Source organism: Nocardia sp. CA-120079, from assembly GCF_050955745.1.
In the GTDB taxonomy this organism is placed as follows: domain Bacteria; phylum Actinomycetota; class Actinomycetes; order Mycobacteriales; family Mycobacteriaceae; genus Nocardia.
In genome coordinates this window covers 5,764,572-5,786,875 of record NZ_CP192088.1, presented here as the reverse complement: position 1 = coordinate 5,786,875, position 22,304 = coordinate 5,764,572, and the positions used below count along the sequence as shown (strand labels likewise).

Below are 22,304 nucleotides of genomic sequence, written 5' to 3'. Positions count from 1 at the left end.
AGTTAAGGTTAGGCACGCCTAATGCTAGTGTCTCCGATTTCGGTCGAGATCGACAGGGGTATTCAGCGGCGGGGTGGTACGGCGGTGTATTCCTGTTCGGGGCGGCCGGTAGTGCCGTAGCGCAGACGCATCTGGACCGTGCCCGCGGCGACCAGGGTGGCGAGATAGCGCTGAGCGGTGGCGCGGGAGATGCCGATGGCGGTGGCCACCTCGGCGGCGGACAGCGGTGCGGTGGCCTCGAGGATGGTGTGCAGGACGAGGTCTTTGGTGGGGGAGGCGATGACGGTGGTCGCGGTGGGCGTCGAGGTCGGGCGCAGCGCTTGGAGTGCGGCTTCGATGCTCGTGTTATCGATCTGGGGTGCGGCGAGGGTGCGGCGGTAGCGGGCGTATCCGGCTAGGCGGGCCGCGAGCATGGTGTGTGGGAAGGGTTTCACCAAGTATGCGAGTGCGCCCGCGGCGAATGCGGCTCGGACGGTGGCGCTTTCGGTGGCAGCGGTCAATACCATGGCGTCGCAGTGCAATTCGCGCACCAGGTCGATGCCGGAACCATCCGGCAGGTATACATCGACCAGCGCCAGGTCGATCGCATTGGCGGCGTAGAGTTCTCGCGCGGCGGCCAGGGTGTGGGCGGTGCCCGCGACGGTGAAACCCGCGATGGATTCGACTATCCCGGCGTGCAGATTGGCCACGCGGAAGTCGTCGTCCACCACCAGCACGGTCAGATCTGTTGCGGCCATGGCATCTCGCTGTCTACCAGTACTCCGGGGATTCGGGCGATGAATTCGGCGCCGGTAAGCGGCGGCGCACCACCGCGCGCACTGGCGAGCCGGACATCGCCGCCGTGCGCGCGGGCGATCTGGCGGATCAGCGCGAGGCCGACGCCGCGTCCGCCCGGCACACCGTGATCCTCGCGGGTGGAGGTGCCCTCGGTGAACATGGTGTCGATCATCTCGGGTGCGACACCGTCCCGCTGTCCGCGACCGCGATGTGCAGCGTCGAATCCTCCTGCACCAGTTCGACTTCCACCTGATTGATCGCATTGTCGGCGACGCGTGCCGCCTCGATCGCATTGTCGAGCAGATTGCCGAGCACGGTCGTGACATCGACGGGTTCGGCCAGATTGCCGTCCACCCAGGTATTCGGGCCGAGTACGAGTTCGACGCCGCTCTCGCGCGAATGCGCCGCCTTGGCCGCGAGGAAGGCCTGCAGATACGCGTCATGGATCGCATCGATGCCGGGCGTCGCCGCACCGAGTGGGCCCGCACCGATCAACTCATCGATGACATGTGACGCCTCCTCGGTGCGCCCGCCGTGCAGCAGTCCGCTGAGCAGGTGCATCTTGTTGGAGAACTCGTGGCGCTGGGCGCGCAGCACGGTGCTCATCGATTGCACCGCATCGAGTTGGCGGGTCAATGCCTCGACATCGGTGCGATCGCGCACGGTGAGCACGGCGCCGAGATTGCGTCCGTCGCGGGTGACCGGCCGGGCCGCGACCACCACGATATGGGAGCCGATGGTGGCGGGTGTCGGCTGTTCGTCGAGCGCACGGAAAACCTCCAGCACCCGTGGCGTCAAACCGATCTGGTCGACCGGAGTGCCGATCTCGGCGCTGAGCCCGAGCAGCCGCCGTGCCTCGTCATTGACGAACGTTGTGCGCCAAGCGGAATCGACGGCAAGCACACCGCGGCCGATGCCGTGCAGCACCGCCGCCTGACCTTGGACGAGTTCGGCCAGTTCGGCGGGTTCGAGTCCGAGGGTCAATCCGCGCCATCGCCACGCCAGCAATGCCGAACCCGCGACGCCGATCAGTAGTGCAGCGGCGATGAACAGCGCGGCGGTGCGCAGATCGGAGAGCAACTGCCCGCGAATCGCGGTGGTCGAGATTCCGACGCTCACCGCACCGACGATTCGATCCGAACCAGCTTCCACCACAGGAACTTTCGCACGCACGGAAGGTCCGAGCGTACCGCGCTCCTTGACGATCACCTCCCGGCCCGCCAGCGCCTCCGACGGATCCGTGCTCACATGTTCGGTCAGTCGCGCCTCGTCCGGATGTGCCAACCGGATTCCGGCATCGTCGGTGATCACCACGAACAGTGCGCCCGTGCGCTGCGTCGTATCGATGGCTATCCGCTCCAGCGGTCCCGCGGTGAGTTGCGATCGCAACTCGGGCGTCACCGTGCCCGGCGCGTACCGGGCGACCTCTTCGCGCACCACCGGTTCGGCCGCGATGCTGCGCGCGATCGCCAGCGCACGCTGCCCGTACTGATCGTTGAGCCGTTGGCTGCTGACATAGCCGAATACCGCGAACGCGGCGGCGAGGGTCACCGAGACGATCACGATCTGCAGCAGCAGCACCTGGGTGCGCAACCGGAAGTGTCCGGTCGCGCGCCGCGGTGTTCCGCCGTCGTTGGCCATTTCCGCAGCATAAACCACGCGGACGGGCGTGAGCAGAATGCGCACAACCTTCGAATCGCCTCGTTTGCGCCGGTTGTGCGCACAAGCCTCGAAGTGTGACCCGGCCCACGTAGGTTCGCTCTACCTGATCCGCTAGGAGCAAGAAAATGACCGAACCACTCATCGAGCTGCGGAGCGCGACGAAGCGCTTCCCCGGCACCGGCGGCGGAATCCACACTGCCGTCCGCAATCTCGATCTCGCGGTGCAACCCGGCGAATTCGTCGCCGTGGTCGGCCCGACGGGCTGCGGAAAGTCGACGACGCTGTCGTTGGTCTCCGGGCTGGAGCCGGCCTCGGCCGGGCGGACGCTGGTGCGCGGCAAGGATGTCCACGGCATCCCGGACGGCATCGGCTACATGTTCCAGCAGGACGCGGTGCTGCCGTGGAAGAGCGTGATCGATAACGTCGCCCTCGGCCCGCGCCTGCGCGGCAAGTCCAAGGCCGAAGCGCGTGAACAGGCCCGCGGCTGGGTGCGCAAGGTCGGTCTCGCCGGATTCGAGAGCTACTACCCGCATCAGCTCTCCGGCGGTATGCGCAAGCGCGTCGCACTGGCGCAGACCCTGGTCAACGATCCCGAGATCCTGCTGATGGACGAGCCGTTCAGCGCGCTGGACGTGCAGACCAGGCAGCTGATGCAGGACGAACTGCTGCGCGTGTGGGCGGGCACCGGCGCGGCCGTCATCTTCGTGACCCACGATCTGGAAGAGGCGATCGTGCTCGCCGACCGGGTCGTTGTCATGACCGCCAGCCCGGCGACGATCTGCGGCAACTTCCCGGTCTCGCTGGAACGTCCGCGCGATGTCGAGGAGGTCCGGCTCACCAACGAATTCCGGGATATCTACAAGGAAATTTGGGAAACGCTGCGCGATCAGGTCGAGGCAGCCCGAGGCAAGGGAGCCTCCCGTGTCGCATAACGTGCTCGAAGATGTGGCGAAGTCCGCGCCCGAGGTCGAAATCGAAACCGAGGAGCAGATTCTCGTGCGCGTGCGGACCAACCTCCGGCGCAACCGGCTGCGCACCTGGGGCCTGCGCATCGCCCTGATCGCGGTCTGGCTGGGCGCTTGGGAGCTCACCGCAACGCTGTGGATCGACCCGTTCTTCTACTCCAAGCCCTCGCTGATCTGGGACCGCCTGGTCGAATGGTTCACCGAAGGAACGCAATTCGGCTCGATCTGGCTGCAGATGTACACCACCGTGCAGGAGGCGGTGCTCGGCTTCGTCATCGGCGCGGTGGCCGGTGTCGTACTCGGCACGCTGCTCGGCCGCAGCCGGTACTGGGCCGAGGTGCTCGCGCCGTTCATCAAGGCGCTCAATGCCGTTCCGCGTATCGTGCTGGCGTCGCTGTTCATCATCTGGTTCGGTCTCGGGCTCAGCTCGAAGGTCGCGACGGTAGTGGTGCTGGTGTTCTTCGCCGTATTCTTCAACGCCTTCACCGGTGCGCGTGAGGTTGATGGCAATGTCATCAATAACGCCCGCATTCTCGGTGCGAGCAAGCGTCAGGTGCTGAGCTCGATCGTATTGCCCAGCGCGACCACCTGGATCCTGTCCAGCCTGCACACCGCATTCGGTTTCGCGCTGATCGGTGCGGTCGTCGGTGAATACGCCGGTGCCAGCAAGGGTTTGGGTCTGCTGATCAGCAATGCTCAGGGCACCTTCGATTCGGCAGGTATTTACGCGGGCATGATCATCATCACCGTCATCGCGCTGCTGGCCGAATGGGCGATCAGTGCGGCGGAGGGCCGATTGCTGAAATGGCGTCCGTCGCAGGCGACTTCGAATCACGGGATCTGATCATGCGGTACGTCAAACATCTGACGATCATTGTCGGAGTCATCGCGGCACTGCTGCTGGCGACCGGTTGTCGGGATTCCCGAACCATTCCGATGGCCAACGGCCGGCCCCAGATCACCATTATGGTCGGCGGTCTGGAGAAGGTGATCTACCTGCCCGCCATGCTCACCGAGAAGCTCGGCTTCTTCGAGAAGAACGATATCGACGTCAAACTGCTCGGCGAGCAGTCCGGCGCCAGTGCCGAAACCGCGCTGCTGACCGGCGATGTGCAGGCCGTGGTCGGCTTCTACGACCACACCATCGACCTGCAGGCCAAGGAACAGTGCCTGACCTCGGTGGTCCAATTCGCCGATGTGCCAGGCGAAGTGGAACTCGTATCCAAGGCGGATGCTGCCGGTATCAGTTCGCTGGCGGATCTGCGCGGCAAGAACCTCGGTGTGACCTCGCTCGGCTCCTCGACCGACTTCCTCACCCAGGCGCTCACCGGACAGGTCGGTATGACCACCGCCGATTACACGCGCGTGAAAGTCGGTGCGGGACAGACCTTTATCGCGGGGATGAACCACAACGGCATCGATGCGGGCATGACCACAGACCCGACGGTCGCCACCATGGTGAACTCCGGTGACGCGAAGATCCTGGTGGATATGCGGACCGAGGAAGGCACCCGGGCGGCGCTGGGCGGGCTGTATCCGGCATCGTCGCTCTACATGCGCTGCGACACCGTCGACGCGCATCCGGATATCGTGCAGAAGATCGCGACCGCCTTCGTGCAGACGCTGCAGTGGATCAAGACGCACACCGCCGAGGAGATCGCTGCCAAGATGCCCTCGCAATACGCGAGCGCGGGCCGCGACCTCTACGTCCAGTCCATCCGCGACTCGATCGGCATGTTCAACGGTACCGGCCTGATGAAATCCGAAGGCGCCGAGAATGTGCTGAACGTGCTCGGCAAATACTCGAAGAATGTGGCGCCCGTCAAGGACCGCATCGATCTGTCGAAGACCTACACGACCCAGTTCGTGCAGGAGGCGCTGCGCGCGAATCAGCAGTAGCGACACCACGAAAACCCATGGCGACCGGCGAACATCCGGTCGTCATGGGATTTCGGCCGTTCACCTGTTCGGCGCATCCTCGGTGTCCTGGGCTTTGAATTCGGCCTTCCATTCGCGGAAGCCCTCCTCGGTGCGGCCGCGCCGCCAATAACCGGAGATCGAGTTCGCCCATTCGGCGGAAACGCCACGTTCGCGGCGAACGTAGCGGCGCAGGTCCTGCATGATGGCGCGGGCCTCGCCGTGAATGAAGACCTGCACCTGGCCATCGCGCCACGCCGCCGCGCGCACGGCTTCGGCCAGCACATCGCCCGGCTCGCGTCCGCCGCGATGCAGCCAGGTCAGTTCGATGCCGGTGGGCTTGTCCAGTTTCAGTTCGTCATCGGGTCCGGCGACCTCGACGAAGGCCTGCCCGACCGCATCGGCGGACATCGCCTCCAGCGCGGCCGCGATCGCGGGCAGCGCCGCCTCGTCGCCCGCGAGCAGGTGCCAGTCGGCATCGGCACGCGGCGCATAGGCGCCGCCCGGTCCGAAGCAGTCGATGGTGTCGCCCGGCTGCACCGAAACGGCCCACGGACCGGCAATGCCCTCGTCGCCGTGGTAGACGAAGTCCACTGCCAGCTCACCGGCATCCGGATCGACCGAGCGCACGGTGTAGGTGCGCAGCACATCGATACCGTCGCGCGGGTAAATGAACTTCACATACGAGTCGGTGAACTCGCTCGGCCGAAACGCGGCGAATCCGGGTCCACCGAAATACACCCGGATCAGATGCGGGGTCAGCCGCTCGGTGCGCTGCACCGTAAGGGTGGTGCGGGGTCGTGCCAAGGTAACCTCCACTAATTGCTAATAAGGCTTGCCTTACCAACCGTACTCGGTTCGGTTCATGCTGAGGGTTACCGCAGACGGGCGCGCCGTAGATGTCACAGGATGATCGGCATGACGCAGACCGTGCCGAGCCCCGCCCACGCCGTCCAGCAACGCTATCGGGATCCGAATCCGACCGCGCCCGCCGAATGGAATCCGGTGTTGCAGGTACTGCACGAGCACCGCTCGGTGCGCCGCTACCTTGCCGATCCGGTCTCCGACGACACCCTGCGATTGCTCATCTCGGCGGCCCAGTCCGCCCCGACCTCCTCCAATCTGCAGGTGTGGAGCGTCGTCGCCGTCCGCGATCCGGCGCGCAAGGCCCGCTTGGCCGCGCTGGCCGGCGGTCAGGCACATATCGAACAGGCGCCGGTGCTGCTGGTCTTCACCGCCGACTTCGCCCGGCTGCGCCAGCTCGCCGACGATCGCGAAGCGCCCCTGATTGGAGCCGACTACCTCGAATCGAGCTACGTCGGTTTCATCGATGCCGCCCTGGCCGCGCAGAACGCGGTCGTCGCCGCGGAATCCCTCGGCCTCGGCACCGTTTACATCGGCGCGATCCGCAACAACCCGGAACAGGTTGCGGCGGAACTGAAACTGCCCGAACAGGTCTTCGCAGTCTTCGGACTCGTTGTCGGACACCCGGATCCGAGCGAGGACGCGCGCGTCAAACCGCGCCTCCCGCAACCGGCCGTTCTCCACCACGAAACCTACGATCTCCCCACCCAACGCACCCATGTCGCGGCCTACGAAGACCGCATCGCCGAGTTCTACGCCGAACAGCGACTTTCGCATTCCTGGACCGAGCGCGTCCTGGCCCGCCTGGCCTCCGCCGCCAGCCTCAACGGCCGCCACCGGCTGCGCGAGTCCCTGGCAAATCACGGCTTCCGCCTGCACTGATCGCGGTGTGGTTCGGGTCGCGCGGCGGTCCGGTGGTGCGGCCGGTAGCGTGACGGGCTGATCGATCTCGAGCTTCAGGAGAAGGACCGCACGATCCATGACAGCCTCTGACCGTCAGCTACAAGATGAATCGGCGCCCACCGACCCGGCCGTATCCGGTGAAGAAGGGTACTCCCGGGGGCTGAGCCCGCGGACCATTCAGATGATCGCGATCGGTGGTGCGATCGGCACGGGTCTTTTCTATGGTGCCGGCGGTGCGATCGAGCAGGCGGGGCCTGGGCTGATCCTGGCCTACCTCGCGGCGGGTCTGGCGATCTTCGTGATCATGCGGGCACTGGGGGAGTTGCTGACCTATCGGCCGATCTCGGGCAGCTTCGCCGAGTACGCGCACGAATTCCTCGGGCGCTTCGCGGGATTCGTCACCGGGTGGTCGTACTGGGCGGTGTGGGTGGCGACCTGCATGGCCGAGATCACCGTCGCCGGGAAGTATGTGCAGTACTGGTTCGATATCGCGCCGTGGCTGACCGCGCTGGTGGTGTTGGCGGTCATGTTCTGCGCCAACCTGATCTCGGTGCGGCTGTTCGGTGAGGGCGAATTCTGGTTCTCCGCCATCAAGGTCACCGCGATCGTCGCGATGATCCTCATCGGCATCGGGGTGCTGACGATCGGCTTCGGCCATGCCGCCAACCCGACGGTCACCAATCTGTGGGCCGATGGCGGTGTGTTCCCGAATGGATTCGGACAGTCGCTGCTGGTGTTGCAGATCGTGCTGTTCGCCTACGTCGGTGTCGAACTGGTCGGTGTGACCGCGGGCGAGGCGCGGGATCCGCGCACGACGCTGCGCAAGGCGATCAACACCCTGCCGTTCCGCATCGGCCTGTTCTATGTGGGCGCGCTCCTGGTGATCATGTCGGTGGCCGGTTGGCGCAACTTCCACGCGGGTAAGAGCCCCTTCGTCGAGGTTTTCCAGCAGATCGGCATTCCAGGTGCCGCGGGCATCATCAATTTCGTGCTGCTCACCGCGGCGCTGTCGTCGTGCAATTCGGGCATCTACTCCACCGGCCGTATGCTGCGCACCCTGTCGTTGCACGGGGAGGCGCCCGCGGGGCTGAACAAGCTCAGTTCGCGTGCGGTGCCGTATGTCGGCATCACCGCTTCGGCGGCCGCGATGGTCATCGGGGTGATCGTCAATGTGATCTCGCCGGACAAGGCGTTCAACTACATCACCTCGGTCAGCACCATCGGCATCATCTTCGTCTGGGGCGTAATCTTGGTGTGTCACTTGATCTATCGCGCCAAGGTCGGCCGTGGTGAACTGCCTGCAAGCGATTATCGCCTGCCCGGCGCACCGATCACCACCTGGCTGGCGCTGGCCTTCCTGGGGTTGGTCGTCGTCCTGCTGTTCTGGACCGAGAGCGGTCGCACCGCGATTGTCGTCGGAGCGGTCTGGGGTGTGCTGGTCTGCGGCGGCTATCTGGCGATGACCAAGCTCGGCAAGGGCGGCGCGGTAACCCGACCGGTCGCATAGGGGACGGCCACCGGCGGGGTGGGTAGGCACATCGGCCCGCACCGGCCCGAGGAGGCACATGGTCACGATCATCGGCGGTGGTATCGCGGGCACGATACTCGCCGGAACCCTTGCGCGCGCGGGACTTCCGGCCACCGTGTACGAGCGGCGGTCCGCGGTCGACGCCGGTGCGTTTCTCACCCTCGACAGCCGGGCGCATGCGGCGCTGGGCGAACTCGGGATCGAACGCGACACGGGCCGTGGCACCCGGTGGTGAGTTGATCGTGATCGCCGGAATCCGGGCGGACGTTGCGGAGGTCAGTGGACCGCCGTGGCCGCTGACCCGGTCGGAGCTCAATTCGTTTGCGGCCGAGGGACTTCGGTCAGCAGATATCGAAGCGATCACGAGACGCAGCGGTGGCGGGCCGAATTCACCCGATCAACTGCGGAATAAGCAGCACCGGAGGGTCAGCTGACCGCTGTGGGCTTGCGGTCCCCTCCGACCAACGCGGTGATCTCGGCGGCGGCACGTTCACCTGAGCGGATCGCCCCGTCCATATAACCCATCCACACTGTCGCGGTTTCGGCTCCGGCCCAATGGATTCGGCCGATCGGTGCGCGTAGGGCCGGGCCGTATTCGGTCCAGGTATTGGGCGGCATGAAGGCTCCGTAGCAGCCGCGGGTCCACTCGTCGGCGGACCAGTCCTTCTCGATGTAATCGATCGGGGTGGCTGCTGCCGGGCCGAAAAACCTTGTGAGGCTGGAGATCACGATATCGCGCCGTTCCTCGACGGGGAAGCGGCCGAGTCGCCGGGCATCGCCGCCTTCCAGGAAGGCGAGCAGCACGCCAGGGTGTCCGTCCGGCGGGGAGTTGTCGAAGGTGACCTTTACCGGTCCGGTGGCAGCGGTGACCTGTCCGGACAGGCCATCCGCCCGCCAGAAGGGCGTGTCGTATACGGCCATGGTCTTGATGACCGAGCCGTTCGGCATACGCTGAGTGAGCTGGTCACGATCGGCGGGCAGCGCAGGGGAGTACACCAGCCGACCTGCCAGGGCCGGGCTCATCGCCACGATCACGCGGCGGGCCAGAATCCGGGTGTCATCGCCGTGCACGACGACGGAACCCTGGGACTGCTCGATCTTGCGCACCGGCGTATTCAGCAGCACGTGGTCGCCCAACTGCTCCGCCAGCGTCATCGAGATTCGTTGCGAACCGCCCACGATGCGGGTTTGCTGTGCGCCACCGTCGGTTTCGATCATCGAATCCACACCGCCACCGGCATTGAGATAGGCCAGCAGATGCAGAAGTGACACATCGGCTGGATCGGCGGCCCACACCGCCTTGCAGACCATCGTGATGGCCCGGCGCGCGATCTCCGAATGCAGATTGCGTCGCATCCACGACGCGACGGTCTCGGTATCCCACTGCTTCGCCCGCGCCGTCGACCACGGCGCGTCCGCTGGTACCACGCGCGACATCCGATCCAACCGTTGCAGACCGATGTAGGCATCCAGCAGGGCGGCCGAGGCGATCAACGGAATGCGACCGCGATAGCGCCGCAGCTTCCCGCGATGTTCGAACAGATGCCGCCCGGTGGTGTAGGTGGGAAACGTCTCCAGCCGCAAGTCGTCGATCAGCGCCAGTACCCGGTCCTGACCGGGCCCGACCCACTGCCCGCCGACCTCGACGATCTTGCCGTCCCCGATCGGGTGGTTCAGTGTGCGACCACCTACCCGATCCCGCGCCTCGACGACCAGCGCATCGAATCCGGCGCGACGCAACTGGCGGGCCGCTGTCAAACCGGCCAGTCCGGCGCCGATCACCGCGATATCCACCGTGCGCTCGACACCCATGGCGACCACCGATCCACCCGTGACCGATCGACTCGGTCGTATGCTCCGACGGTAGGACCGGCGCGCCACCGGCGTCAATGACCCGCGCTGTTCCTTGCACCCAGCCGCGAGTCGTCCCAATGTTGATCACGAGCCCGATGCGCCCGACGGAGGCAACCATGGCAGAGCACACACTGGCGGAACTGATATCCGATGATCTACCCCCTGGCATTGCCGCGCTGAGCTCGGAGCATCAAGCCGAACTCGCCCAGGCGATCGAGGATGCCCGATGGCGGCAGGCGGGCGAGCTCAAGGCCGCAGCCTTCGGCATGCTCGACTTCTTGCCGCGCTTCCTACGCGGCCCGGTCAAGAAGGCGGCCGGATTGTGACGGCACCGACGGCGCAATTGCTGAAACTCGCACGGACACTGGGTGTTCCGGTCGAACAGCTCGGTTATCTCGGCGACGTACCCGATGCGGATCTGCGCGCGTTTCGGCGCCAGGTCACGGATCTGTTCGTGGCCGGACAAGAAGCCGGACTGCGGCGGGTTGCCCAGGCATCAAAGGTTATTCCGACGGCGATCACCGCGAAGATGGTGGCGCGCAGTCGCGGCGCACTACTCGCGGCCCGGATGTCCGGCGTGCTCGACCCGTCGCACGCGGTGGATGTCGCCAAGCGACTGCCGGTCGATTTCCTCGCCGACATCTCCGCGCTGCTCGATCCGCGGCATGCCGCGGCCATCAACGGCGCTCTGCCCGAGGCGACCATTGTCGCGGTCGGCAAAGAGCTTGCCGCACGCGAAGATTGGATCACGCTGGGCGAACTGGTCGCCTCGATTTCCGATAAGTCGGCCCGCGCCACCGAGGCGGCCCTCGACGGCACCGCACTCGTCCGCTCGGCCTTTCTTGTCGACGACGCCGCACAGCTGGAACGCTTCGTCGATCTGGCCTCTCGGGACAAGCTCGTCGAAATGCTCTGGGCCACCGCAGATTGCGATCTATGGACGGAATTTCACGCCACGCTGGATGTGCTCTCCGAATCCGCGATCGATGTGATCCGCGCCGCCGCCGAAAAGTTGCCCGTCGAGCAGCGTGATCGCGCGCTGACCGAAATCGCCGATCGACGTTCTGCCTGGTAACGACAGATCTGACCGGTCACTCGGCGATCGTCGGGCGGCGGCCGTGCCTCCACAGCGCGCGGATCGAGTTCCGGACGGCATACGGCGCAGACAACGACCGCGGGGGCAATTGGCGCTAGGCGACGTTCGCGCCCCGGCGCGGCATCATCGCGGATGCGGTCACCATGACCAAGGCCATCGCGGCGACCGCGAGGAAAACCAGATGCACCGCCGAGGACAACAATGCCGGAGCCGGATGGTCGGTGTCGCCGACGCGCGAGTTCACGATTGCGCCGAATATCGCGACACCGACCGCACTGCCCAATGATCTGGCGAACATATTCGCCGAGGTGACCACGCCGCGTTCGGACCACTGCGCCGTCGTCTGCGCCGCGATCAGGGTGGGGGTGGCGACAAGGCCCATGCCGGTGCCGATCACGAAACACGAGGCGGCGACCTGGATCAGCGTGGAATTCTCATCGATGAGCAGGGTGGTGGCGGCACCGAGCGTGGCCAGGGTGCTGCCGATCAGCGCGGTCGCGCGGAAGCCGATGCGCAGGTAGACCTTTCCGGCCTGGGAGGCGGCCAGCGGCCAGCCGAGGGTGAGCGCGCCGACGGTGAGACCGGCGATCAGCGCCCCGGTGCCGAGCACACCCTGGGTGAAAGTCGGTACATACGATGTCATGCCGAGCAGGATCGCGCCGACCAGCACCGAGACCAGACTGCTGGCGATAATCACCCGTCGCGTGAAAACCCACAGCGGCAGAATCGGGTTCGCGGCCCGCCGCTCCACCAGAGCGAACAGCACGAGCACGAGTGCGCTGCCCACGAAGATGCCGATCCCGGTGGGCGACCACCAGGCCCAGGCCTGTCCACCCTCGAGCAAGCCGAGAATCAGCGCACCCGCGCCGATGGTGAGCAGTGCCGCACCGAGATAGTCGACACGCTGTTTGCGCCGTACCGTGCTCTCCTGGAAGCTGCGGACCAGCATCCACGCGGCGAGTGCGGACAGCGGGATATTGATCAGGAAGATCCAACGCCAGCTGACGTATTCGGCGAACAGTCCGCCCAACAGTGGCCCGACCACCGCCGAGATGGCCCACACACTGGCCAGATAACCCTGCACCTTGGCGCGTTCGGTCAGGGTGTACAGATCACCGGCGATTGTCATGGTCATCGGCATGATGGCGCCCGCACCGATACCCTGCACCGCGCGGAAAATGATCAGACCCAACATGCTCGTCGCCACACCGCACAGCAGTGAGCCGAGCGCGAAAACCGCGATGCCGAACAGGATTACCGGCTTGCGCCCGACCGTATCGGCAACCTTGCCGTACACCGGAACCGTAACCGCTTGTGTCAGCAGATAGATCGAGAACAACCACGGGAATTGCGAGAAGCCGCCGAGGCTGTCGGTGATGGTCAGCACCGCGGTGGCGATAATGGTGGAATCCAGCGCGACCAGCCCTGTCGCGAGCATCAGCGAAGCAAGGATCGCACCTCGATCGGATCGCAGACCGACGGACGATTCCATTGCCTCGATTGCCACCGACCGGCCCCTCTCCTTCGCTTCACCAACCATCCCGAAGCAACGTATCGCGGCCGCAGCTATTCCCGCACGGAATTATTTCGGCACCTGGTCGGCCGTGAATCTTCTGTGCCGTCACCGTGTGGCGGGCACCGCGTCTGCTGGCTGGGCGTCCGTGCACGGGCTGCCTAGGTCCTCGCTTGCCGCGCCGAATTCTACTGATCAAGTACGTGCTAGCCATCGCAATCGCACTGAAAATACCTGCTACATATGATGCCGAAATTTCTCAGGTTCTTCATCTACTGTGTGTCTCAGTAGTTGGAGCACCGAGGCAAAGGGGCCATGATGCATCGAACAACAACCACGGCCAAGCGCGGCGGAGCACAAGGCAGAGCTCTCGCGCTGCTCGTCGGCGCGATCACCCTGGGCACGGTGGTCGGCGCGGGCGAGGCGTTCGCGAATCCGGATGCGCGCTCGGACCATTCGAACAATCGCGGCAGTACCAGCGGTCGCGATACCACCGGCTGGCATCACATCGATCCGTTCGGCTACCACCACACCCCGCAGAATTCGTTGCGGCGCAACGAACAACAGAACAATCTGCGTGAATACCGCAGCCAGAACGAGTCCGGCTCGGACTCCTCCGGCAACCGCACCTGCGGCACGACGACATGGACCCGGGTACCGCGTCCGGACGGCGACGGCTGGACCGTATGCCGCGCCGCGGCGAGGACGTGCTGATGATCACGACTGTGCGAAAACCAAGGCATTCACCCTGCTGGCGGCTGCCGCGGTCACCGCGGGCGGCCTGGAATGCGGTGTCGGGACCGCATCGGCGAGTACCGGATCCGGTGTCACCTGTCTGTGGGCGGGCGCTGCGCACGCTCAGGGCGCGACCGTTGTCGCGGGTGGCCGCGACTTCCATCCTGATCGGGTAGTCAGCGAAATACGGTGGGACGCAAGGCAAGCGGCCCCACCGTTTTGCCAGCTGAACGATCCCCGGGGCACATTCCCCGAATACGGCCCACCTGGTGCCAGGTCGCGAACCCATGACGATGCGGCGATGTGGATGCTGCCAGGTAGCGGACGGTTTAGAATTCAGGACCATGACCGCCTTCACCGGCAAGGTCGTACTCATTACCGGCGGCGCGAGCGGCATCGGCGCAGAGGTCGCCCGGCGGCTGCGTGCGCAAGGCGCGCACCTCGTGCTCATCGATATCGACTCGCCCCTGCTGCGAGAACTCGCGGCCGAACTCGGCGGCGACGAGCATGTCTCGGCCGTTTCCGCCGACGTGCGCGACTTCACCGCGATGCAGGCCGCGGTCGCGCAGGGGATCGAGAGGTTCGGCGGCATCGACATCGTCGTCGCGAACGCGGGAATCGCCAGCTATGGGTCGGTCCTGACGGTGGACCCCGCCGCCTTCCGGCGGGTGATCGAGGTCAACCTTGTCGGTTGTTTCCACACCGTCCGCGCCGCCCTGCCATCGGTCATCGAGCGGCGCGGGTACGTGCTGATCGTCTCCTCCCTCGCGGCCTATCTGGCGATGCCGGGTATGGCGGCCTACGACGCCTCCAAGGCCGGGATCGAGCACTTCGCGAACGCGTTGCGGCTCGAGGTCGCGCACCACGGCGTCGATGTCGGGTCCGCGCACATGTCCTGGATCGATACCCCGCTCGTTCGGGAGAGTTTCGCCGACTTGCCCGCGGTCGGGCGAGCGCTCGCCGCACTGCCGAAGCCGATCCGCAAGACGACCTCGGTGCAGAAGTGCGCCGCCAGATTCGAGCGGGGAATCGGGCGGCGCGCCAGACGGATCAACGTGCCCGCCTGGGTCGGCGCGCTGCGTTGGCTGCGGCCGCTGCTGCAGCTGCACTCCGCCGAGCGGGCGGGCAGCAAGACCACCCCGGCGTGGCTGCCGGATATGGACGCCGAGGTGGCCGGGCTGGGCCGTTCGCTCAGCGCCCGGACGCAGGCGCTGGGCGAGGATTAGGGTCTGTTTTCATCAGGGCTGCCAGGTAATCCGACCGCCCTGGAAGTCCTGCGCCTTCCCGCCCTCGTAGTCGTATTCCTCGCCCGTAGGGAACCCGTACCGCCCGGATTCCGCGCCATTGGAAACCCACAGATCGCGGATAGCACCCCAGACGACATGCGCACTGGTGCGCGGGGACCAATAAATCGCGCCACCCGGGAACAGGTTGTAGCGCCCGTTGTCCGCGCGCGCGGCCGCCTCGTCGGTCAACGGGAACCCGAGCGCACCGCTCTCCCAGCCGTAGGCCGCCCACTTATCGCGGATCGCGCCGCCGATCTGGTGCGCGGCGGTGCCGAGTGACCAATAGATAGACCCGCCCTGAAAAAGGTTGTAGGCGCCGGATCCTGACGGTGTGGATTGCTGACGGGTGACGGGGTAGCGCAGCACACCCGTCTCCAAGCCGAGGTCACGCCATTTGTCGCGGATCGCGCCGCCGACCGCATTGGCGCCGGTATCGGGATGCCAATAGATCGCGGTGTTGCGTTCGAAGCTCTGATAGCGGCCGCCGTTGGCGGCATCAGCTTCCGGTGCGGTCGGGTCGCCGAGCGCGCCGGGACCGCCCACCTGGTCGTATTCGACCTCGATGGCGCCGCCGACGTCGAACGGACCGACGGGGCGAGCGGTTGCGGTGCCGAGGCCGAGGCTCAACAGCAGGGCGAATGCGGCGGTGGTCGATGTGAGTGCTGCCCGCGCGGGGCGTTGGGTGCGAAATTGCGACGCCAATTGAAACTCCTGAGCAGGTCGTAGTCGAATACGAACGTCGGTGAAGCCTCGAACTGTCGTCAGGGGAGTCGACAGTCCTCTATCGGTGGCAGCGCGATATCCATTAGCCAACCTAGCGATTCCGTGCTTCGCTGAGTGGCCAGCGATAGGGTAAGGCATATGGTCGAGTCGACGAGGATTGTGCTGGCATCCCGGCCGGAGGGCGCACCCACCCCGGCGAATTTCCGCATCGAGACCGCGGCGCTTCCGGAGCCCGGCGAGGGCGAGGTGCTGCTGCGCACCCTGTATTTATCCCTCGATCCGTATATGCGCGGGCGGATGAGTGCCGCCAAGTCCTATGCGGCGCCGGTAGAGATCGGCGATGTGATGGTGGGCGGCACTGTTGCCGAGGTGCTCGAATCCGGCGCTCCGTCGATCGCGAAAGGTGATGTGGTGCAGGCCTATTCGGGCTGGCAGACGCATCAGGTCGCGGCCGCGTCGGGGCTGCGCAAGCTGGATCCGGACAAAGTGCCGATATCGACCGCGCTGGGTGTGCTCGGTATGCCAGGGTTCACGGCGTATTCCGGGCTGTTGAAAATCGGGCAGCCGAAGGCGGGGGAGACCCTGGTGGTCGCCGCGGCCAGTGGCCCCGTCGGTTCCGCCGTCGGCCAGATCGCCCGTATCAAGGGTGTGCGGGCGATCGGCATCGCGGGCGGCCCGGAGAAATGCGCCTATGTGCGTGAAGAATTGGGCTTCGAAGCCGCAATCGACCATCGCGCACCGGATTTCGCAGATCAACTGCGCGCCGCGGTGCCCGACGGCATCGATATCTATTTCGAGAATGTCGGTGGGGCGGTGGCGGACGCGGTGTATCCGCTGCTGAATACCTATGCGCGCGTACCTGTTTGCGGACTCATCGCGAATTACAACGCGACCGGCGCGCCCGAGGGACCGGATCGTCTGCCCGGCTTCTACGGTCGCATTCTGACCAAGAGCCTCACGGTGCGCGGATTCATCCAGACCGAATTCGTCCGGGAAATGTACCAGGACTTCCTGCACGAGATGTCCGGCTGGATCGCCGAGGACCGGGTCCGCTACCGCGAGGACATTGTCGACGGCCTCGAGCATGCACCCGAGGCGTTCATCGGCATGCTCGAGGGCCGTAACTTCGGCAAACTCGTAGTGCGGGTCGGATAGCGGACCCGGATCGGGTTACACCGGCTGCGGCGACAGCACGATCTTGGCCGACCGCCCCGGTGTTTCGCTCGCGGCGGCGGCATCGGCGGCGGACTCCAGCGGATAAACGGCCTCGACATCGAGGCGCAGTGCACCCGTCGCCGCCATTCCGACGAGTTCACCGATGAGGCGCCGCATCTCCTCGCTGCTGGTCTGCTCGGCCCGCTTGGAACCCCAGAAACCCTTGACCACAGCCTGTTTGAAGATCAGCGGACCCGGATTGATGGACAGCGGCTGACCGGACAGCGCACCGAACGAGATCAGCTCACCGTCCTGGCCGAGCAGCGAAAGCAGCGCATCCGCAGCCCGCCCACCGACCTGGTCAACGGCGCGCACGATCGGCGCACCCGCCGTCGTCGCGACTGCCCGGTCCAGCCAGCCCTCGGATTCGGTATCGAAGACCGGTTCGAAACCCAACTCCTGCAGTGCCTTGACCGAAGCCGGGCCGCGAACCAGGTTGAGCACATTGAGACCGCGTTGCCGCGCAAGCACATTCACCAGGCGACCGACCGCGCCATTGGCGGCATTGATCGCAATCCAGTCGCCCGGCGAAACCCGCAGATCTTCCAGCAGCATCAGGGAGCTGAGCGGCATCGCTAGCAACTGCGCCGCCGTCTCATCGGAAATGCTGTCCGGCAGTGGAACCACCTGCGTCGCCTTGGCCAGGAAATACTCGGCCCACACATTGTGGATGCCGGAAATGCTCACGCGCTGACCGACTTCCAGGCCGGTCACATCCGATCCCAGTGCATCGATGCGGCCGACGGCCTCGGTTCCCGGAATCGCGGGCAGCGACGGCTTGTAGCCATAGACCCCGCGAATGGTCGCCAGGTCGTGGTTGTGAATGGGCGCGAGGATCAGCTCGATCCGCACTTGTCCGGCACCGGGTTCGGGCGTCGGCCGCTCTGCGGTGGTGAGCACATCCTTCGGCTCACCGAAACTTTCGATGACTACGGCACGCATGGTGGATTCCCTAAGTTTGTAGGTGTCTGGGGTTGGTGCCCTGGATGCCCAGGGCGGTGGGGTGTAGCTGATGGTGTTTTGCCTCGGTCGAGGCTCGAGAGGACTGGCTGCCCCGCCGCGCTGGACGCTCCGGCTGCTGATTGAGAGCTTGTTGCGGTCGTCGCTGGTTAGGGATCTGTCGGCGGAGTTGTCCATGGGCGCAATGACTTTGGAGTCAAGGAGCACGTGGGTGGATGTTCGCCCGGAGATTTGGGTCGGGATCGATGTCGGCAAACACGCGCATCACGCGTGCGGGGTCGACGAGACCGGAAAAACGGTGTTCAGCCAGAAGTTCGGAAACGACCAAGCCGCGATCGAAGCGTTGATCGCCCGCGCCGAGCGCGGTGCCGAGCGGGTGCGCTGGGCGATCGATCTGACCAGCCCGATGGCGTTGCTGCTGATCACAGTGCTGTTGGCCGCAGATCAGGCGGTGACGTATGTGCCGGGCCGGGTGGTGAATTCGATGACCGGCGGCTTCCGCGGCGAGGGCAAGACTGACGCCAAGGACGCGCGGGTGATCGCCCAGAGCGCCCGCCTGCGTGAGGATCTCAACCAGGTCGTGATGCCCGACGAACTCGTGGTCGGGCTGACCCAGCTGACCAGCTACCGCACCGATCTGATGGCGGATTGGGTGGCCGGGGTCAACCGGCTGCGCGCCCTGCTCGGGTCGATCTTCCCCGCGTTGGAGGCCGCGTTCGACTACTCGAACCGGACCCCGCTGATCCTCGTCGCTGCAATGTGCACCCCCGCCGAGATTCGAGCAGCCGGAATCGACGGTGTCACAACACATCTCACCGACAACGGCGCCTGGAAACCAGGCATCGCCAAAGCGGCCGCCACCGCCCTCGACGCCGCCGGACGCCAGAGCCTGGCCCTGCCCGGCGAGGCAGACACCGCGATGCTGGTCAAACGCATCGCCCGCAAGCTGCTGGATCTGGACCGTGAGATCAAGGACACCGACAAACTCGTCACGACCCGATTCCGGGCACACCCGTGGGCACGCATCATCGAATCCCTGCCCGGCATGGGTCCGAGTCTGGGGGCGGAGTTCCTCGTCGGTACCGGAGGTGACCTGGCCGGCTTCGCCAGCGCGGGCCGCTTGGCCTCCTACGCCGGCCTCGTCCCGGTCCCCCGCGACTCGGGCCGGGTCAGCGGCAACCTGCACCGCCCGAAACGCTACAACCGGCGCATGCGGCGCGTGTTCTTCATGGCAGCCTTGTCGAGCCTGCGCTACGAGAACGGGCCCTCGCGACAGTTCTACGACCGAAAACGTGGTGAACGACTCATCCATACCCAAGCACTCCTAGCCCTGGCCAGGCGCCTGGTCGACGTGCTCTGGGCGCTGCTGCGCGACAACCGCGAATTCACCCTCGACACACCGACTCCCGTCACTGCTACGACTTGACACGGTCATTGAGAGTCCTTTCCTCAGTCGTCGGCGAGGGTGACCTGGACGTCGATATTGCCGCGGGTCGCGTTCGAGTACGGGCACACCTGGTGCGCCTTGTCGGCGATGGTCTGCGCCTCGGCGGGGGACAGGTGCGGCAGCGAGATCTCGAGGGTGACGGTCAGCTCGAAGCCGCCCTCGTCGTTCGGGCCGATGCCGACCTTCGCGCCGACGGCGGAATCGTCGACATTCGCGCCTTCGCGCTTGCCGACCAGGCGCAGCGCGCTGTGGAAGCAGGCCGCGTAGCCCGCCGCGAAGAGCTGTTCCGGGTTGGTGCCCACGCCGCTGCCGCCCATCTCCTTGGGGATATCCAGTGCGACGTCGATCTTGCCGTCGGAGGTGCGGGCGTGGCCGTTGCGTCCGTCGCCGGTCGCGAGGGCTTCGGCGGTGTACAGGACGGTCATGACTGACTCTCTTTCGATCAGGGGTGGGACATCAGCGCATCGGCAAGTCGCCGAAGGGTTTCGCGCAGGACGATGAATTCGTCGGGGGTCAGGCCGCTGGCTTCGCCCATTTCCGTTGGTAGACATCGGGCTTCGGACCGCAGTTCGCGGCCGCGTTCGGTGAGTTGGATATCGACGCGACGTTCGTCCGCCGCTGCCCGGCGCCGTTCGACCAGGCCTGCCGCCTCCAACCGCTTGAGCAGTGGCGACAGTGTTCCGGAGTCGAGTAGCAGTGCTTCGCAGAGGTCGCCGACGCTGCGGCCGTCACGTTCCCACAATGCCAACATCACCAGGTACTGCGGATAGGTGAGCCCGAGGCGCTCCAGCTTCGGGCGATAGACCGCCGTCATCGCCCGCGACGCGGCATAGAGCCGGAAGCACAGCTGCTCGTCGAGGGTGAGGTGATCGGTCATGTCCGTAACAGTAGTGGACAATTAAATTGTGCACAACCAATTTGGCTGTGCTTCACCTCACGCCTGATCGTCGCCTGCGGCTCAGCCTGCGGCTCAGCCAGCGACGCTGCCGCCGCCGATGCCCAGGTAGACGATCATCATGGTGAACAGGAACCAGCCCGCGCCCTGCCAGATCGGCCAACTCCGGCCGCGCCGCCACACGCGATAGGTCTGCACAAAGGCGCAGATACCGCCGAGCATCAGCACCACGGTCGGTCCGGTCAGGATCGCGGTTTTCGCCGCCGTATCACAGAGCATCGTCTCCGCGGCCGCGCAGGCCGTCCGTTGGGCCGCCCATATCGCGGTGATCACGAAGACGAGCGCGGCCACCGCGAGCACCGCCGCCACATAGATCGCCACCCGACGAAAGGTCCGCTCGTCCGCCGTCCACCGCTTCTCCAGATCGTTGACCATGATCGATCACCTCATGGGTGGAGTTGCCGACCGGCACAAACCCAAACGTCAGGCCTTGCGTCCCACACCCGCCCAGTACCACGCGGACTCCGGATCCGCCGGAATGGCATGCATCCGACCCGATTGGTCGCCGATCAACTCCGGATGCCAGGTGACCACGGGGACAACGCCCGGTTCGACGATTTCGGTTCCGGCGAACAGAGTTTCGGTTTCGGCGCGGCTGCGCGGATTGAAGGTGATGCCTGCGGATTCAGCCGAGGCCACCACCCTGGCCATGGCGCGAGCGTCGAAATCGGCGGTGGGATGGGTGATCACGATAAAGCTGCCGGCGGGAATCGATTCCAGCAGGTTCTCGATGATGGCGTGCGGACCGTCGCTGTCGCGGAAATACATCATGATCGCGACCAGCATGACGGCGACCGGACGGTTCAGGTCCAGGGTCGCGGTCAGGGACGGATCGCGCAATATCGAGGCCGGATCGTGCAGATCCGCATGAATAAAGGCCGTTTTGCCCGCACGGGTGCTGGACATGAGTGCCCGCGCGTGCGCGAGGACGATGGGGTCGTTGTCCACATAGACCACGCGCGCATCCGATGCGATGCCCTGGGCGATTTCGTGGGTATTGCCCGCGGTGGGGATTCCGGTGCCGATATCGAGGAACTGGGTGACGCCCGCATCGACGACGTAGCGCACCGCGCGGCCGAGGAAGGCCCGGTTGGCGCGGGCCATACTGCGGATTGCCGGAATATGGGTGGCTATCGCGTCGCCGAGTGCCCGGTCGGCCGGGTAATTATCCTTTCCGCCGAGCCAATAATCGTAAACACGAGCTTCATGAGCCACACTCGTGTCGATTTTGGTCGGCAATCCGGTGGCGGTTTCAGCCCTGCTATCCGGCATGACGATTCCCTCCTGTGGCGGGCGGGCCGTCGGGTGCCCGCAACCGCCGAGCCGCCCACGGTCGGCGGCCCGCTCCGTCGAATTTTCCTCGCTCAGGATAGGGGTGGCGAATGTCCGGCAGGCCGGGATTCGGACCGCATTAGGGGATCGATTCCGGTGTGTCGGCTGCGTCACGTGATCTTGATGAGGTTGAATCATGAGGTCAACGCGCTGCAGCGGTTCATTGCGAAGTCTGTTCTTCTCCCAGCACCGGCATGCGACAAGGAGCATGAAGTGAGCATGATTCTCGCCGCGTTACACGACACTGTGCTAGCCGAGGTCAGTAATCCGGAACCGGAGGCGCCGCCGATGGCGGACAAACTGATGCAAATGGGCCGGTATTTCACCTGGATGATTCAGTTGTCCGGGGTTACCGCCATTACCTACGGCGGCGGACGGTTCGCCTGGGAGAAATGGTCCGGAGGCGGGCTGCAGTCGCCGAAGATGATTGCCAGTGCGATGGCTGGTGGCGCAGTAGCCACCAGTGCGGGCACGATCATGAATGCCGTGCTCTAGCGACCGCCCGAGTATCCGTTCGAATCGAGCGCCCGTACGAATAGTCGTGCGGGCGAACTCATCGACGCTGAGCGAGG

23 protein-coding genes and 1 pseudogene are annotated in these 22,304 nt (G+C 65.5%); 13 read left to right on the top strand and 11 right to left on the bottom strand.

The window, feature by feature from the left end:
• Positions 1–62: 62 nt before the first annotated feature.
• Both ACQPYR_RS26700 and ACQPYR_RS26695 read right to left on the bottom strand, forming a co-directional pair.
• Positions 63–737 (bottom strand): response regulator, encoded by a 675-nt coding sequence (locus ACQPYR_RS26700; RefSeq protein WP_433621682.1) that lies wholly within the window; start codon positions 735–737, stop codon positions 63–65.
• Positions 719–2,418, bottom strand: a pseudogene (locus tag ACQPYR_RS26695) (ATP-binding protein). The gene ACQPYR_RS26700 and the pseudogene ACQPYR_RS26695 overlap by 19 nt, the downstream one beginning before the upstream one ends.
• A 146-nt stretch (positions 2,419–2,564) precedes the next feature.
• Between ACQPYR_RS26695 and ACQPYR_RS26690 the strand changes: the two are divergent.
• The 3 genes from ACQPYR_RS26690 to ACQPYR_RS26680 are packed head-to-tail and all read left to right on the top strand — an operon-like array spanning position 2,565 to position 5,303.
• A complete protein-coding gene (locus tag ACQPYR_RS26690; protein ID WP_433621681.1) occupies positions 2,565–3,371 on the top strand; it encodes an ABC transporter ATP-binding protein in 807 nt (268 codons plus the stop codon).
• Positions 3,361–4,248 (top strand): ABC transporter permease, encoded by an 888-nt coding sequence (locus tag ACQPYR_RS26685; protein ID WP_433621680.1) that lies wholly within the window; start codon positions 3,361–3,363, stop codon positions 4,246–4,248. Before ACQPYR_RS26690 ends, ACQPYR_RS26685 begins: the two co-directional genes overlap by 11 nt.
• Positions 4,209–5,303: an ABC transporter substrate-binding protein gene (locus ACQPYR_RS26680; protein WP_433621679.1), complete on the top strand. Its 1,095-nt coding sequence runs from the start codon at positions 4,209–4,211 to the stop codon at positions 5,301–5,303. Before ACQPYR_RS26685 ends, ACQPYR_RS26680 begins: the two co-directional genes overlap by 40 nt.
• 60 nt (positions 5,304–5,363) lie before the next feature.
• Here ACQPYR_RS26680 and ACQPYR_RS26675 read toward each other — a convergent pair whose 3' ends face one another.
• Positions 5,364–6,128, bottom strand: coding sequence for a siderophore-interacting protein (locus ACQPYR_RS26675; protein WP_433621678.1), 765 nt, complete (start codon positions 6,126–6,128; stop codon positions 5,364–5,366).
• A gap of 111 nt (positions 6,129–6,239) precedes the next feature.
• On the opposite strand from ACQPYR_RS26675, the gene ACQPYR_RS26670 reads away from it, so the two are divergent.
• From ACQPYR_RS26670 to ACQPYR_RS26660, 3 genes are all read left to right on the top strand, one after another.
• Positions 6,240–7,067: an NADPH-dependent oxidoreductase gene (locus ACQPYR_RS26670; RefSeq protein ID WP_433621677.1), complete on the top strand. Its 828-nt coding sequence runs from the start codon at positions 6,240–6,242 to the stop codon at positions 7,065–7,067.
• 97 nt (positions 7,068–7,164) lie between these two features.
• Positions 7,165–8,595: an amino acid permease gene (locus tag ACQPYR_RS26665; RefSeq protein ID WP_433621676.1), complete on the top strand. Its 1,431-nt coding sequence runs from the start codon at positions 7,165–7,167 to the stop codon at positions 8,593–8,595.
• 58 nt (positions 8,596–8,653) lie between these two features.
• On the top strand, positions 8,654–8,851 hold the full coding sequence (locus ACQPYR_RS26660) for an NAD(P)-binding protein (RefSeq protein WP_433621675.1): 198 nt from the start codon (positions 8,654–8,656) through the stop codon (positions 8,849–8,851).
• 191 nt (positions 8,852–9,042) lie between these two features.
• Here ACQPYR_RS26660 and ACQPYR_RS26655 read toward each other — a convergent pair whose 3' ends face one another.
• Entirely contained in the window at positions 9,043–10,428 is a 1,386-nt protein-coding gene (locus ACQPYR_RS26655; protein WP_433621674.1) for a flavin monoamine oxidase family protein, read from the bottom strand.
• 158 nt (positions 10,429–10,586) lie between these two features.
• On the opposite strand from ACQPYR_RS26655, the gene ACQPYR_RS26650 reads away from it, so the two are divergent.
• Both ACQPYR_RS26650 and ACQPYR_RS26645 read left to right on the top strand, forming a co-directional pair.
• Positions 10,587–10,796, top strand: a complete 210-nt coding sequence (locus ACQPYR_RS26650) for a hypothetical protein (RefSeq protein ID WP_433602654.1) — start codon at positions 10,587–10,589, stop codon at positions 10,794–10,796.
• Positions 10,793–11,545 carry a hypothetical protein gene (locus ACQPYR_RS26645; RefSeq protein WP_433621673.1) on the top strand — a complete coding sequence of 251 codons (753 nt, stop codon included), beginning with the start codon at positions 10,793–10,795 and terminating at the stop codon, positions 11,543–11,545. Before ACQPYR_RS26650 ends, ACQPYR_RS26645 begins: the two co-directional genes overlap by 4 nt.
• A 115-nt stretch (positions 11,546–11,660) precedes the next feature.
• On the opposite strand, the gene ACQPYR_RS26640 is transcribed toward ACQPYR_RS26645, so the two are convergent.
• Positions 11,661–13,073 carry an MDR family MFS transporter gene (locus ACQPYR_RS26640; RefSeq protein WP_433621672.1) on the bottom strand — a complete coding sequence of 471 codons (1,413 nt, stop codon included), beginning with the start codon at positions 13,071–13,073 and terminating at the stop codon, positions 11,661–11,663.
• A gap of 321 nt (positions 13,074–13,394) precedes the next feature.
• Here ACQPYR_RS26640 and ACQPYR_RS26635 point away from each other — a divergent pair, with 321 nt between their 5' ends.
• Positions 13,395–13,793, top strand: a complete 399-nt coding sequence (locus ACQPYR_RS26635; protein ID WP_433621671.1) for a hypothetical protein — start codon at positions 13,395–13,397, stop codon at positions 13,791–13,793.
• 365 nt (positions 13,794–14,158) lie between these two features.
• On the top strand, positions 14,159–15,040 hold the full coding sequence (locus tag ACQPYR_RS26630) for an SDR family oxidoreductase (RefSeq protein ID WP_433621670.1): 882 nt from the start codon (positions 14,159–14,161) through the stop codon (positions 15,038–15,040).
• Between the two features lie 12 nt (positions 15,041–15,052).
• Here the strand turns inward: ACQPYR_RS26630 and ACQPYR_RS26625 are convergent, their stop codons facing one another.
• Positions 15,053–15,802, bottom strand: coding sequence for an LGFP repeat-containing protein (locus ACQPYR_RS26625; RefSeq protein WP_433621669.1), 750 nt, complete (start codon positions 15,800–15,802; stop codon positions 15,053–15,055).
• A gap of 159 nt (positions 15,803–15,961) precedes the next feature.
• Between ACQPYR_RS26625 and ACQPYR_RS26620 the strand changes: the two genes are divergently transcribed.
• A complete protein-coding gene (locus ACQPYR_RS26620; protein ID WP_433621668.1) occupies positions 15,962–16,978 on the top strand; it encodes an NADP-dependent oxidoreductase in 1,017 nt (338 codons plus the stop codon).
• 15 nt (positions 16,979–16,993) lie between these two features.
• Here the strand turns inward: ACQPYR_RS26620 and ACQPYR_RS26615 are convergent, their stop codons facing one another.
• Entirely contained in the window at positions 16,994–17,980 is a 987-nt protein-coding gene (locus ACQPYR_RS26615) for a zinc-binding dehydrogenase (protein ID WP_433621667.1), read from the bottom strand.
• 229 nt (positions 17,981–18,209) lie between these two features.
• Here ACQPYR_RS26615 and ACQPYR_RS26610 point away from each other — a divergent pair, with 229 nt between their 5' ends.
• On the top strand, positions 18,210–19,424 hold the full coding sequence (locus tag ACQPYR_RS26610; RefSeq protein WP_433621482.1) for an IS110 family transposase: 1,215 nt from the start codon (positions 18,210–18,212) through the stop codon (positions 19,422–19,424).
• 23 nt (positions 19,425–19,447) lie between these two features.
• On the opposite strand, the gene ACQPYR_RS26605 is transcribed toward ACQPYR_RS26610, so the two are convergent.
• From ACQPYR_RS26605 to ACQPYR_RS26590, 4 genes are all read right to left on the bottom strand, one after another.
• Positions 19,448–19,870 carry an organic hydroperoxide resistance protein gene (locus tag ACQPYR_RS26605; RefSeq protein ID WP_433520949.1) on the bottom strand — a complete coding sequence of 141 codons (423 nt, stop codon included), beginning with the start codon at positions 19,868–19,870 and terminating at the stop codon, positions 19,448–19,450.
• Positions 19,871–19,887: 17 nt separating this feature from the next.
• On the bottom strand, positions 19,888–20,322 hold the full coding sequence (locus tag ACQPYR_RS26600; protein WP_433602661.1) for a MarR family winged helix-turn-helix transcriptional regulator: 435 nt from the start codon (positions 20,320–20,322) through the stop codon (positions 19,888–19,890).
• 93 nt (positions 20,323–20,415) lie between these two features.
• The gene (locus ACQPYR_RS26595) at positions 20,416–20,775 is read right to left on the bottom strand and encodes a hypothetical protein (RefSeq protein ID WP_433621666.1); all 360 of its coding nucleotides are present in this window, start codon (positions 20,773–20,775) and stop codon (positions 20,416–20,418) included.
• Between the two features lie 48 nt (positions 20,776–20,823).
• On the bottom strand, positions 20,824–21,672 hold the full coding sequence (locus ACQPYR_RS26590) for an SAM-dependent methyltransferase (protein ID WP_433621665.1): 849 nt from the start codon (positions 21,670–21,672) through the stop codon (positions 20,824–20,826).
• A gap of 279 nt (positions 21,673–21,951) precedes the next feature.
• Here ACQPYR_RS26590 and ACQPYR_RS26585 point away from each other — a divergent pair, with 279 nt between their 5' ends.
• A complete protein-coding gene (locus ACQPYR_RS26585; protein WP_433635250.1) occupies positions 21,952–22,227 on the top strand; it encodes a hypothetical protein in 276 nt (91 codons plus the stop codon).
• Positions 22,228–22,304: the final 77 nt, after the last annotated feature.

Coding starts and splice junctions, on each gene's coding strand:
- ACQPYR_RS26700 (WP_433621682.1), bottom strand. CDS start 737: ATGGCCGCAACAGATCTGACCGTGCTGGTGGTGGACGACGACTTCCGC.
- ACQPYR_RS26690 (WP_433621681.1), top strand. CDS start 2,565: ATGACCGAACCACTCATCGAGCTGCGGAGCGCGACGAAGCGCTTCCCC.
- ACQPYR_RS26680 (WP_433621679.1), top strand. CDS start 4,209: ATGGCGTCCGTCGCAGGCGACTTCGAATCACGGGATCTGATCATGCGG.
- ACQPYR_RS26670 (WP_433621677.1), top strand. CDS start 6,240: ATGACGCAGACCGTGCCGAGCCCCGCCCACGCCGTCCAGCAACGCTAT.
- ACQPYR_RS26665 (WP_433621676.1), top strand. CDS start 7,165: ATGACAGCCTCTGACCGTCAGCTACAAGATGAATCGGCGCCCACCGAC.
- ACQPYR_RS26660 (WP_433621675.1), top strand. CDS start 8,654: ATGGTCACGATCATCGGCGGTGGTATCGCGGGCACGATACTCGCCGGA.
- ACQPYR_RS26655 (WP_433621674.1), bottom strand. CDS start 10,428: ATGGGTGTCGAGCGCACGGTGGATATCGCGGTGATCGGCGCCGGACTG.
- ACQPYR_RS26650 (WP_433602654.1), top strand. CDS start 10,587: ATGGCAGAGCACACACTGGCGGAACTGATATCCGATGATCTACCCCCT.
- ACQPYR_RS26635 (WP_433621671.1), top strand. CDS start 13,395: ATGATGCATCGAACAACAACCACGGCCAAGCGCGGCGGAGCACAAGGC.
- ACQPYR_RS26630 (WP_433621670.1), top strand. CDS start 14,159: ATGACCGCCTTCACCGGCAAGGTCGTACTCATTACCGGCGGCGCGAGC.
- ACQPYR_RS26620 (WP_433621668.1), top strand. CDS start 15,962: ATGGTCGAGTCGACGAGGATTGTGCTGGCATCCCGGCCGGAGGGCGCA.
- ACQPYR_RS26615 (WP_433621667.1), bottom strand. CDS start 17,980: ATGCGTGCCGTAGTCATCGAAAGTTTCGGTGAGCCGAAGGATGTGCTC.
- ACQPYR_RS26605 (WP_433520949.1), bottom strand. CDS start 19,870: ATGACCGTCCTGTACACCGCCGAAGCCCTCGCGACCGGCGACGGACGC.
- ACQPYR_RS26600 (WP_433602661.1), bottom strand. CDS start 20,322: ATGACCGATCACCTCACCCTCGACGAGCAGCTGTGCTTCCGGCTCTAT.
- ACQPYR_RS26595 (WP_433621666.1), bottom strand. CDS start 20,775: ATGGTCAACGATCTGGAGAAGCGGTGGACGGCGGACGAGCGGACCTTT.
- ACQPYR_RS26590 (WP_433621665.1), bottom strand. CDS start 21,672: ATGCCGGATAGCAGGGCTGAAACCGCCACCGGATTGCCGACCAAAATC.
- ACQPYR_RS26585 (WP_433635250.1), top strand. CDS start 21,952: ATGATTCTCGCCGCGTTACACGACACTGTGCTAGCCGAGGTCAGTAAT.